The organism is Levilactobacillus muriae (assembly GCF_045862015.1).
In the GTDB taxonomy this organism is placed as follows: domain Bacteria; phylum Bacillota; class Bacilli; order Lactobacillales; family Lactobacillaceae; genus Levilactobacillus; species Levilactobacillus muriae.
The window spans coordinates 1-12414 of sequence record NZ_BAAFRU010000002.1; the positions used below are offsets into that span (position 1 = coordinate 1).

Below are 12414 nucleotides of genomic sequence, written 5' to 3' on the forward strand. Positions count from 1 at the left end.
GAACTTGGTGGAATAACTTCCAGGCCGTCTTGTAATTTTTGATAGCATTGGCCTTCATCAGGCTGTCAAAATCTGGATGGTTTAGCCAACCATGACTATTAGAGATTGCAGTTGACGGTTTCTTCAGGCGCTCCGTCAAATCAGCGATTCGGTCCAAGACAATTGTGATGGGGATCTTTACTTGCTTTAGCCAGAATAGCTCATTGTTCATCCCGTTCATCTGGTTGTAAATGAAGCGACTAGCATCACTGTTACGCTTGATTAGACGCTTCTGTTCAGTTGAAGGAAAAAACCGGACCTTAACCCCGTAATGATAAGGTAATTGCGCCATCGTTTTCGCCATAGCCTGCACCTCCTTTTGCTTGAATATAGCATATCATATGAGTATACTATAGCCATAGCAAAACAACTTATAATAATATTTATAGAGGTGACATATGAGTAAGAATATTGCAGGACCTATTCACGAACGAGGCTATGTTTATAACTTTCATTTCCACTTGGTCTGGGTCACTAAGTACCGGCACGAGGCGTTTACAACGCCAAAGTTGGTCTCTGAAATGAAGGGAATTTTAACAAAAATAGCCCAATTGAACGAAGTCACCATTGAGCAGATGGAAATCATGCCTGACCATGTTCACTTGTTGCTAAGTTTTAAGCCCAAGTATGCACCAACCAACGTTGTCAAAGCCTTCAAAGGAGGCTCAGCGCGCCTATTCTTTGAATTACATCCCGAGATAAAAAGTCAAAAGTTTTGGGGTGGACATCTCTGGTCTCCTAGCTATTTCATGAGTACGCTTGGTGACATGAGCAAGGAGACCGTGGAAGACTATATCATAAAGCAACGAAAGGCATGATGGCATTCATCCCTTGTTTGAAAACGAGGGAATTCTGCCTAACTCGTATTAAATGGATTGCCAATCCTGTTGCCATAGTACACCCATCGTTTTTTCACCGGTATGGACACTAATGGCAGGGCCCAATGCGCTACGAGAGACACGGATTTGCGGAAATTGTTCGTGAAGGGCCTGTTGCCATTGGAGCGCGGTTTCTTCGTTATTGGCGTCGATAACCGTTGCGTGGAGCGGGTAATCGATTTCCTGTAGGTGAGCGGAAAGGTGGTCCGTGATGAAACCAAAGGCCTTGCGCATCGTTCGCTCCTTGTCGATAGCGATAATTTTACCAGTGTCATCGAAGGTCAGCAGTGGCTTGATGTTGAGCAGGTTGCCAATCATGGCGGAACGATTACTCAATCGCCCGGTTCGCGCCAAATGACTCAGATTATCCACGGCAAAGTAGACCCGCTGTGTATCGCGAAGGGCGTTGAGTTGGGGGACAATTTGCTCGGCAGTCTGACCAGCCTTGATCAGCTTACCTGCTAGCAGGCACAGGTTAGCTTCGCCAGCGCTGGCAACCAGGGAGTCCACCGGGTAGATCTTTGCCTTGGTGTAAGTTTTGCAGAACATCTTCAAATTACTGAGAAATGAGGTGATGCCGCTAGAGAGGTGAATCGAGATAATCTCATCGACGCCTTGACGCGCCAACTCATCATAAGCGTCTTCAATCTGACCTAGGGAAACTTGCGAGGTCGTCGGTAGTTCATTATCGGTTTTTAAATAATCGTAGAAAGTTTGAGGACTTAATTCTGATTCAGGATACTGTTGCCCACCGAGAATGACCGTGATGGGCAAGACCGTTATTGGGTTTTCCGCGATCTGGTCGGCGGTGAGATAAGAAGCAGTATCGGTGACGATGGCAGTTGTCATAAGCGTTCCCCTTTAAAAACCAAAATAGTTGGGTCAATCATACCATATCGGGTGAGACAACGGGCAAATATTGGATTACTTTTTTAGGGCCACCGTAATCCACAAAAAAAGGCTCACGCGATTGCACGTGAGCTCTCCGTAAAACGGTTTATAACACCCGCAGATGTGGCGGAAAGGCACCCAATGATGTTGAAGCAGCTTGGTCATTTTTGGGGTAATTCGGTTCAGTCATTAACATTTCTCGCGTAGCTACACCCTGACTCTCACAGACGTCACATAGGGAGTCGTAAGTCACATCGTTTAAGAGTAACCCACATTGAGAAACATCACAATTGAAGATAACCGCAGATGAAGACTGTTGAATCTTCATTTCGGCTGCGAGCTTTTGGTCCGTCTTAAAGGCTTGTTTCGCCAAGTCGGAGTCGCAGTCTTCCGCGAACATGTCAAGGTCTAAGCGACAGTCCTTTGCCACTTCCACTGCCAAGTCCTGTGAGAACTTTTGGTGGTCGCTGACAACGGCCGTTTGCATGTCGAGTAGGAATTTCCGTCCTTTACGTTTGCCCTGAAAGAGGGCTGCTTTATAGGCTAAAATAGCCTGATAGTAAACGTTGAAGTAGGCGTTACGTTGGACCAACGTGGGCCGTTCGGGCAAGGCCTGTTCAATGATTTGTTGATTTAGCAGCGGGACGAATTGAAACGACACCTTGCTATTTAAATGGTCGGCCAACCGCATAATATTCTGTTCTGAACGCATACAACGTGCGCCCAGAGGGTTGACGAACAAATAGACTTCTAACACATTGCTTCCTCCTAATATCTATCCTGATTAGTCATCCACAAGAATCACTAAACAAAAAGTAACAATAGCACTACTTTAGCAAATTTTCAAAAAATAGCAATCCAAACGTTTGTTTGAGGTGAATCCCGTCCGTTTAAAACGCAACCTAATCATGCAACATTTTTAGTCGGAGGTAAAGCTAAACGCCTCGTGAAATCAAAACTGGCAGGAACTTTGAAATTTAACGGGATGATACCAAGTAATTAGTCTCGGTTCCGGCCAAATTATGGTAAAATTCAATGGTAAGCTGTGTAATAAAGGTTGGGGGATAGTCGTCATGATAGCAAATTGGGATCAATTTTTATTGCCCTATCAACAGGCCGTGAGTGAGCTGAAAGTCAAGCTCCGCGGTATCCGAAAGCAATTTGAGAATCGCAATCAGCGGCCGCCCATTGAGTTTGTTACTGGACGAGTTAAACCGGTACCTAGTATCGTGGAGAAGATGACTCGTCGGCACGTGGCCGAGGAACGCTTGGAACAAGATATGCAAGACATTGCGGGACTACGTATTATGTGCCAATTTGTTGAGGATATCTACCAAGTGGTTGACCTGCTACGGCAGCGAACGGACCTTACAATTCTTGAGGAACGCGATTACATCCATAACGAAAAGCCCAGTGGCTACCGGTCTTATCACATTGTGATCGAGTATCCGGTTCAATTGGTCACGGGAGAAAAAAAGATTTTAGCGGAGATTCAGGTGCGGACACTGGCCATGAATTTCTGGGCGACGATTGAACATTCATTGAATTATAAGTATCAAGGTGACTTCCCGACAGAGCTGAGTGCACGGCTCCAGCGAGCGGCGGAGGCCGCTTTCAAGTTGGACACGGAAATGTCCGAAATTCGAGAAGAAATCCAGGAAGCCCAGCACTATACGCCGCAGAATGGCGCCGGTGGGGATGCCCCGGACTCACCTCACAGTAAGGAAGATTGACGCAATGAAGGTTTCCATTTATGGCAATAACGGCCAGGCCTCGGTGAAGGTCGCGACGGCTTTAAAAAAAGGACTAACAGCGGCGGGCATCGAGCTGGATAGTCTGGACCCAGACATTGTGATCACGGTGGGCGGCGATGGCACGCTGTTATCCGCTTTTCACCACTACAGTGATCGCTTGGATCGGGTGCGCTTCGTGGGTATTCATACGGGCCACTTGGGTTTCTACACCGATTGGCGGGACTACGAGGTTCAGGAGTTGATTGATAGTCTGGTTGAAGATAATGGCCAGAGTGTCAGCTACCCTTTGCTGACGATAAAAGTAGAATATGCGGATGGTACTCATCCTGATAAGGCTTTAGCATTGAACGAGTCGACAATTAAGAAGGTCTCCGGGACCATGGTGGCCGATGTCTATATCAAGGGTGAATTCTTCGAAAGTTTCCGAGGGGATGGCCTGTGTATCTCCACGCCAACTGGATCGACGGCTTATAATAAGGCTGTTGGTGGTGCGGTGTTGAGTCCACAGTTCAACGCAATTCAGATGGCAGAAATTGCGTCCATCAATAACCTTGTTTTTAGAACGTTGGGTTCACCACTCATTCTGCCGGCCGATGAATGGATTCGCGTGGAACCAGCGAGTTCAGCAAATAATGTCTTGATGTGTGATCAACTGAGTATTGAGGGCCGGCCAATCAAGGCGATTACCTACCAGATCGCGCAGCATCGGATTTCCTTTGCTGAGTATCGACACACCCACTTCTGGCAGCGAGTCGAGTCTTCCTTTATCGGGAGAGATAACGAATGACGGCCTTTGCGTGGCGTGTGACGGGAACCAGCCCAATTCACGTACGGACGGTTCTGATGGATCACGGTGTGACCCGGACCTTTTTGAAACAAGTTAAATTTCACGGTGGCGTGGTCACGTTGGATGGCGTAGAGGTTCGCGTGATTGCGATGGCCAATCCTGGTCAAACGGTTGGGTTGCAGCTGCCTCCAGAAGCACCTAACGATCACGTGGGCACGTCATTTCTACCGCTGGACATTCTATATGAGGATGATCACTTTCTGGTTGTTAATAAGCCTGCTGGAATGGCGTCTGTGCCTTCACACCTATATCCAGAGGATACGTTGGCTAATCGGGTAAAGGGCCACCTGACGACAATATGCGCCCCCAGTACGGTGACACATATCGTGACTCGGCTGGATCGGGAAACGAGTGGCGTCGTTATCTTTGCTAAGCATCACTTTGCTCACTCGATATTGGATAAACAACTTAAACTAAGACAGCTGGACAAAAGGTATGTGGCAGTGGCTGCAGGGATGGTTACACCACGGCATCAAATGGTGACCGCGCCGATTGGGCGTGCAGTCGGTTCCTTTATTAAACGTGCCGTTCGACCAGATGGACGCCAAGCTGAAACAGAATTGCAGGTCGTTGCTGCGTCTCCGACAGCAAGTTTATTAGCTATCAAATTGCATACCGGACGGACGCATCAGATTCGAGTTCATTGTGAATCGATTGGGCATCCGTTACTGGGAGACTGGCTATATGGGACAACGACAAATCCTTGGATTCACCGTCAGGCCTTGCATTGTGCCAGACTGTCATTCTACCAACCCTTTGAGCAACGTTGGGTTACCTGTTACGCGCCGTTGCCAATCGACATGGCAACGGTGATTCAGCATGAAATCTACGAGGATTGATGCGGTGTTTCACAAGCTGGTAACGGGGGCAATCGAGAATTGTCCCTCACATTAGTGATAACTTAATTTTAGAACGAGTGCCACGATTCCACCATGAGAGGTGGAATCGTGGTATTTTTGTTTGATTGGTCACCTAACATTAGGCGTTGGTGAGACCTTTTGGAGGTGGATTAGTTGCTTGCTAGTCGAATTTGGCTTAAATTAGGAACATAGAAATGCAAGTGCTTTCATTTGTTGGAGATCGCTTGTGAATTAAAGACTGACAATTGAGAGGTTAGAAGAGGTGAGGTTGTTGTGAATTATTTTGTAGATACAAACTTGGGTGTTTCTGTGACGGGGATTGAGAAAGCACAGTTTAACCGCATGACATTATTTCAGAAGGCTGGAATACCAGCCACACTCCTGTATCTAGCGTATGGGTCACGGTTACATGAACATCTGACCAAGTATGGGTTTCAGGGTGTTGGATTTTCCATGTATGATTATTTTCAAGAGTGTCGGCAGTACCGACCGGCGGGTCATTTTGATTGGCGCAATTATTGGCAAGCGACTTGTCACTTTCAGTTACGCTACGTGGCAGCCAGCAATGATATTCGGGTAGATGATGAAGATGGTTTATTTTTGATGTATGCTCATTTTCTGGATGACAATTATTCACAGATTGATTACATTAATTATTTTGATCATAACCATAAAAAGATTCGACGAGATGTATATGACTGGCGGGGCTTTCTGAGCCGGACGAGTCTGTTAGCTAATAACGATGAGATTAATACGGAACTCTTTTATAGTCCAGATCAGCAAATTAAGTTAATTAAGCAGTGTGAGGAAGTTAAGGGTAAGTCAGTTCTGCGGGAGATCACGCTAAAAAATTATAAACAGCGGGACTATTATTTTAATAGCGAAGGCGAATTACAAACGTTCTTTATCGATGAGTTGGCTGAGGATGAGGATATCTTCTTTACGGATCGTAACGGACAAATGGCACCAGCAATGGACCACACGCGCCCTGAGATTAAGGTATGTCCAGTGTTTCACAGTACCCATGTGCGCGTTGGTCAAGACGTGGTGACGGGGGACTTGAAACATGGAATCTACGACTATGTTTTAACGCATCCCTCCCGGTTTAATGGCATTGTGGTATCAACGGAACAGCAACGGACGGATTTGTTAGCCCGGTACAGTACGTTACCGCCGATTACCGCCATTCCGGTAGGTTTTGCAACGCCACAAGTGGTTGATTTTAGTCAGCGTGATCCTCACCGGATTATTAGTGTAGCGCGATACTCGCCAGAAAAGCAGTTGATTCATCAAGTTAAAGCGGTGGAAGAGCTAGTACCAGAGTTTCCAGATATTCAGTTACACTTGCTTGGTTTTGGGAGTAAGATCGAAGGCGAGCTAAGAAAATATATCAAAGAACATGGCCTAGAGGACTATATCTTTTTACGAGGATTTCAGAAGGATCTTACAAGTGAGTATCAGCAGGCCTCTTTGGCATTGATGACCAGTGTGGAAGAGGGATTCTCGCTCTCAACGATTGAGGAATTGAGTTACGGTGTTCCTGTCATTGGGTATGATATTCGGTATGGGCCAAATGAGATGATTCACGATGGGGAGAATGGCTTTTTAGTGCCAGTTAATGACCAGGAACAACTGGTTCAGAAGATGCGTGAGTACTTGTCTAATCGGGACTTACAGTTAAAATTGATGACGACGGCACAGCTATTGGTACAACAATATTCTCCAGAAAACACGACAGAAAAGTGGAAAAATTTAATTCGAAGATTAAATAATCTAAATGAGTAAATTTTTATAATAGCTTGCAATTAGTTTTAATTATAAAACAAATCAGGTATAATCTTAATCAGTTGATATGTGGTCATGTTTTTTGTGCATGGAATCGCATATATAAGAGAATAAGGTGTCCTAACCAGACGAATGGGAGTGTTGCGCTGTGTATTACTTTGTTAATGAATATATCCTGCAAAAAAATTCTAGTGTTGAACATACGGCGATGAACCGAGTTAAATTGTTCAATCATTATAAAACACCGGCCAAAATTGTCACCAAAATTTATGACCGACTGTTGCATCGGACTATCGGTGACTTTGGGGTTACAGATGGGCAAGTGTTGAATATGTTTGATTACTTTCAACAGGTCACGGATTTTGCGGATACGCGCGTCGTGACTACCGATAATTTACAGGTGCCTATTGAATATGAAGTTACCGTGGGGGCTAATTTCAGTGGTGTAGCTGATGGTGACCGGTTAGTTGAAAACGTTGGCTTTATTCCGGGAACCATTGGTCGCGTCTTTTATCAAGAGTTCTTTGACCAACAGGGTAATCACGTGGGAAGTGACCTCTGGGATTGGCGGGGGTTTAAGTCTGCCACGCAATATTTTGGTCAAAATGGTCAATTGATTTTGCAACGGTATTACACGCCAGCCGGCCAAACTGTTTTGGAAGAATATTTTGCACAGGATACGGAGGGTAAGCCGTTACCTTCCCGGATAATTTTAAAAAATTATCACGATGAGGATGACCGCTTCTTCCAGAACACCGATGATCTATTCACTTTCTTTTTAAATGAGCTCAGTAATCAAGATCCTGAGCAAACAACCTTCATTGTTGACCGGCCGGGTACTGGTGTTCAACCGTTGTTGGCATTGAATGATGCGTCCCGCAAGTATCTCTACATCCCCATCAACCATGCCGTGAATCCAAACGATCCGGTTCATGCAGATCTGGATGGTTTCTTAGAGCCAGCCTTTGAACACTTCAGTCACTTTGATGGCTTTATCACGGCGACCGCTCAACAGGCAGAAAACTTGGCGACCCGTTTTCCTAAAGCACATGTCTTTTCCATGCCGCCCGTAACCACGTTACCACTCTCAAAGGAGGCAACGGAAAAGGTTGCATCCACTAAACGTCACCCGCACAGCTTGCTCTATGTTGGGCGAATTGGCCAGGATAAGCGAATTGATCAGCAGTTACGAATGTTTGCCTTGGTTAAGGATCGGGTACCAGACGCAACCTTTACGTTATTTGGTTACGGTGACCCGCAGTATATTACGGATATGAAGAACCTCACAGATGAACTGAAATTAACTGACAGTGTTTTCTTTAAGGACTATGTTGTCGATTTGGCCGATCGTTATGACGATTACCAGGTCCTAACCAATATGTCTCTCGCCGATGGGGGATCATTAGCCATGATGGAAGCCCTCATGCATGGTATTCCAGTCGTCAGCTATAAGTTTAATTATGGACCAGCAGAATTGATTACGGATAATCAGGATGGTTACTTAATTGAGCCGGGGCAGACGTTAGCCATGGCGGAAAAGATTGTGGGGTTGTTCGCCGATGCCACTAAGTTGACTGAATTCAGTGATGCCGCCTACAGCAAGTCACACACACAGTGGACGCGGCGCAAGGTTTGGAATCGCTGGCAAAAGGAACTCAATGCTTAACTTAATGGCTTGAGAAAGGAAGGGTCCGGGAATGTATTATTTTTTAAATGACAACATGCAGTATTCAAAATCGGGTATTGAACAAGCTGAAATCAATCGGTTACGGTTATTTGAGAAGCACCATATCTCTGCAAAAATTGTAACGCGGGTCTTCTCGATGGAACTCACGAACATTCTGCGTCAAGCAGGGATTGCTCGTGAAAACTTTGTGAATCTATTTGAATTCTTCTGTGACAGTGCTGATGTTACGAGTCGATCGTTTACCATGAATGACTTTTCATTACCGGCAAACACAACGACTACGCGGAAGGATAATCAACTTCAAGTCTTCGCCCAAGGGAAAATGATGATGATCATTTATTTCCGGAAGGACAGTGACGAAATCAGTAACGTTCAGTATTTTGATGTGAATGGTCGAACGATTAAGATGGTCTGGTGGGATGTTCGCGGTTTTAGAAGCTTGGAACAGCTCTTTGACTGGGACGGTAAGATTTCTCAGGAACAATACTTCGGGCCAGATGGTCAAGTTCATATTGAAAAAAATCATTATCTCAATCGCGCCGGTAAAGAGTGTCTGTCTTGGCGAGTATTGAATTATCGGCAAAGTAGCTGGGTTTTTAATGGCATGAATGAATTGACCCGTTTCTTCTATGATGAATTAAATGGTCTAACTGCCAACAATGTTTTCATTTGTGATCGAACGGTAGAATGTGACTGGGGCCTCTTTCACATGCAGACGCCGGCTTTCAAGGTGCTTCACCTGCATAACGACCACGTGAGTGATCCCAGTGATATGTTGCACTCACCCCTAAATAATAACTATACGAACGCCCTCAATAACTGGGATAAGTGGGATGCTGTGATTTCCGCAACACCTGAACAGTCTAAGGATGTTGCCGATCGGTTTGGCACGGCAATTCCAGCATTTACCATCCCAGTGGGATATGTGACCGATGAGGAAATTGCCGCCAAACACCAAGCCTTTGACCAGCGACAGAAAAATCTGATCGTCCACGTGGCACGGTTAGCACCTGAAAAGCAGCAAAATCATTCCATTCAGGCTTTTGCGCAGGTACATCAACAGTTTCCAGATGCCCGCCTTGAATTGTGGGGATACGCAAACGGGGACATTGAAAAACGTTTTAAGCAACAAGTGGCGGATGCTGGTCTAACAGATGTCGTTAGCTTTAAAGGGTATACGCACGATATTGGGGCAGTCTATGACCGTGCACAACTGGGGGTATTACCGAGTCGTGCTGAAGGTTTCTCTTTAACCTTGTTGGAAGCACAATCTCACGGTGTACCGATGGTCGCTAATGATGTGAAGTATGGTCCGAGTGATATTATCCAGAATGGTCAGACGGGTATTTTAACGGAGAATGGCCAGCCCCAGCAGTTGGCGGATGCTTTAATTAAATTGCTTGGGGATCGAAAACTACTACGCGAGTACAGTGACGCTGCTTATGAAAATGCGAAGCGCTACTCTGAGGACGCAGTCTTTGATCAATGGCAACAGTTATTGGACTACTTTGCCAGTCTGATGCAAGAGAATACCGCCGTTGTAGCGGATTAGAATGAAGGGTAACCGCCGAGAACGTATCTAGTTTGGGCGGTTTTTCTATATAAGGGGGAGTGAGTATGCACCGGTCTGGAGAAATTTGGATGGCAGTGATTCTGGGTATCATTTTCCTAGGAATCATCGGCTTTCAGGTCACTCAGCGCGTTATCGGTGGACCTAATCATCACTATTACCAGCGCACCAAGACGGATAATCGCGGAATAATTGCGCGCAACTACTATTCGCAAGATCAGTTGAAGACATTAACGGCGATTACCCACGGTAGCCAATACCATGGCAATACGAGCCTAGACACTGCTGCAACGACGCATAGTTATCAGTTAGATGGTAAACCACTCCCCAACATTGTAGGGAAGGATGGTGTTCTGCAGCTATACAACCAGTCTAAGTTTATGACGACGAAGATGGTCCTTGATGCCGCCAGTTATTGGAATCACATAGCTGGTTCCCATATCGTAGAGGTTGTTGATCGGCAGTCACAGAGTGATGAGGTCATTCATGATGGCAAAAATCAACGAGGGGTTTTGGGGAGGCAAGCGTACAATGGGCAGGGAATCATGTACTATCCTGCTAATTGGCATGTAGCGAACCTTTCGGCTGAGCAGCAAAATAATTGGCAGGAAGCCGCTTTAATTCACGAGATCGGACATGCTCTGGGGATTCCACACTTAGGAGGCGGGCCATTGGGAGGCAATGCTGCTAGCGCTGGCGTCTATAATATGGACTTCATGGGGCCATGGTCGCCGTCTAAATCTGACTTGGGGGTTCGTAGTACCACAGTTGACGCTGCTGCATTAGCCCTGGCTGGGCTCAGCTGGCAGCATCCACGTAAGCTGGCGAGTTGGGTACTCACGAATCCAACGGCTACGGTGACTTACAACGATAGCGTGCTAGCGTCAACGATTCCGAGGGGGAGATAAATGATGCCGAAAGTAATAAAGCGATTGGTGATTTTCGTGGGATTAGCGCTCATCATTGCTGGCGTGTTTTTGGGAATGAACCGGTTGCAAGTTTTGATGAATGGGGATGTCCATTATTACCAACACACCAAGCCAACGAGCACCGTGGATGGTGCAATTAATTTGAAGACGTATTCCCAGCAGGAGCTGACACAGTTAACGAAACTAACCCATGGAACCAAGTATACGGGTAATCACAGTTTGGATGCAGTGGCTACACGGCACGTTTACCAGATCTCTGGCAAGAATATCCGTAACTTTATGGGAAGGGACGGTGTCCTTCAGGTGCACAATGAGTCCAAGATGATGACGACGCCAATGGTTAGGGACGCTGCAAAATTTTGGAATCAGGTTGCTGGCTATCAAATCATTCAGGTTGTGGCCAGTGCTAAAGGCAGCGACGAGGTTATTCACGATGGTAAGACCAAGGACAAATACATTGGTGGCCAACAGTATAATGGAACCGGCATCCAATTTTTTCCAAAAAACTGGAAAACTAAGGGATTTACGGCAACTGAAGATCAAGATAACCGGGAAGCGGTTCTGATTCGTGAATTGGGTCACGCGTTAGGTATTCCCAATCTAGGCGGAGGCAAGACAGGGTCTGCTGCTGGTGCCGTAGGCTACATTACGCCAGAGGTGATGAGTGTGTGGGAGACTGGGCCGAACATGCTGGAGGCAAACCGCACGGGAATCAAGAGTACACCGATGGATGGTGCAGCCGTGGCAATGGCCGGAATCAGTTGGCAACGACCACGCAAACTTGCCAGTTGGGTGTTGACGACGCAGAAGCCGGTAGTTGTCACGTACCATGCTGGGAAAATGACAATCGACAAATAGATAACCTATTTTGTGGAGCGATGAATTGGTGTGAAACCAATTCATCGCTCCTTTTGTTTGGATAAGAAACTAATGCCGAGGGTGACCTGATAAACAACAGAAAGAAAAGGTACAGTAGTATACCAGAAATGATTCGCTTTCAAGAGAATTTCATAATTATTTAAATGAAATAATAATTATGAAAGCACGAGTACTTCACGATGAGAATTCAATTGTTAGGTGACACAAAGAAATTACCCATACAAGTTAATCAAAACGGTCCAAACCTTTATGTTACACATCACTAAGAATGTGAGCAAAACTAACTAATATTGCA

The 12414-nt window shown here is 45.9% G+C and carries 12 protein-coding genes; 9 read left to right on the top strand and 3 right to left on the bottom strand.

What is annotated here, in order from left to right:
* A partial coding sequence (locus tag ACKTSF_RS01070; protein WP_407885809.1) for a helix-turn-helix domain-containing protein occupies window positions 1-343 on the bottom strand: 343 nt, incomplete at its 3' end.
* 94 nt (window positions 344-437) lie between these two features.
* Between ACKTSF_RS01070 and tnpA the strand changes: the two genes are divergently transcribed.
* Entirely contained in the window at window positions 438-857 is a 420-nt protein-coding gene (gene tnpA, locus ACKTSF_RS01075; RefSeq protein WP_407885811.1) for an IS200/IS605 family transposase, read from the top strand.
* A gap of 48 nt (window positions 858-905) precedes the next feature.
* On the opposite strand, the gene ACKTSF_RS01080 is transcribed toward tnpA, so the two are convergent.
* Complete coding sequence (locus tag ACKTSF_RS01080; protein ID WP_407885813.1) at window positions 906-1766, bottom strand: DegV family protein; 861 nt, start codon at window positions 1764-1766, stop codon at window positions 906-908.
* A gap of 148 nt (window positions 1767-1914) precedes the next feature.
* Window positions 1915-2565 (bottom strand): DsbA family protein, encoded by a 651-nt coding sequence (locus ACKTSF_RS01085; protein WP_407885815.1) that lies wholly within the window; start codon window positions 2563-2565, stop codon window positions 1915-1917.
* A 316-nt stretch (window positions 2566-2881) separates the two neighbouring features.
* On the opposite strand from ACKTSF_RS01085, the gene yjbM reads away from it, so the two are divergent.
* The 8 genes from yjbM (at window position 2882) to ACKTSF_RS01125 (ending at window position 12098) form a co-directional block, all read left to right on the top strand.
* Window positions 2882-3541: a GTP diphosphokinase gene (gene yjbM, locus ACKTSF_RS01090; protein WP_407885817.1), complete on the top strand. Its 660-nt coding sequence runs from the start codon at window positions 2882-2884 to the stop codon at window positions 3539-3541.
* Between the two features lie 4 nt (window positions 3542-3545).
* Window positions 3546-4349: an NAD kinase gene (locus tag ACKTSF_RS01095; protein WP_407885819.1), complete on the top strand. Its 804-nt coding sequence runs from the start codon at window positions 3546-3548 to the stop codon at window positions 4347-4349.
* Entirely contained in the window at window positions 4346-5248 is a 903-nt protein-coding gene (locus ACKTSF_RS01100; protein ID WP_407885821.1) for an RluA family pseudouridine synthase, read from the top strand. The genes ACKTSF_RS01095 and ACKTSF_RS01100 overlap by 4 nt, the downstream gene beginning before the upstream one ends.
* A 294-nt stretch (window positions 5249-5542) precedes the next feature.
* Window positions 5543-7054, top strand: coding sequence for a glycosyltransferase (locus tag ACKTSF_RS01105; protein WP_407885823.1), 1512 nt, complete (start codon window positions 5543-5545; stop codon window positions 7052-7054).
* A gap of 148 nt (window positions 7055-7202) precedes the next feature.
* Window positions 7203-8720, top strand: a complete 1518-nt coding sequence (asp1, locus tag ACKTSF_RS01110) for an accessory Sec system glycosyltransferase Asp1 (protein WP_407885825.1) — start codon at window positions 7203-7205, stop codon at window positions 8718-8720.
* 31 nt (window positions 8721-8751) lie between these two features.
* On the top strand, window positions 8752-10293 hold the full coding sequence (locus ACKTSF_RS01115; RefSeq protein WP_407885827.1) for a glycosyltransferase family 4 protein: 1542 nt from the start codon (window positions 8752-8754) through the stop codon (window positions 10291-10293).
* 65 nt (window positions 10294-10358) lie between these two features.
* The gene (locus ACKTSF_RS01120; RefSeq protein WP_407885829.1) at window positions 10359-11219 is read left to right on the top strand and encodes a zinc metalloprotease; all 861 of its coding nucleotides are present in this window, start codon (window positions 10359-10361) and stop codon (window positions 11217-11219) included.
* Between the two features lie 3 nt (window positions 11220-11222).
* Complete coding sequence (locus ACKTSF_RS01125; protein ID WP_407885831.1) at window positions 11223-12098, top strand: hypothetical protein; 876 nt, start codon at window positions 11223-11225, stop codon at window positions 12096-12098.
* The last annotated feature ends 316 nt before the right edge of the window (window positions 12099-12414 follow it).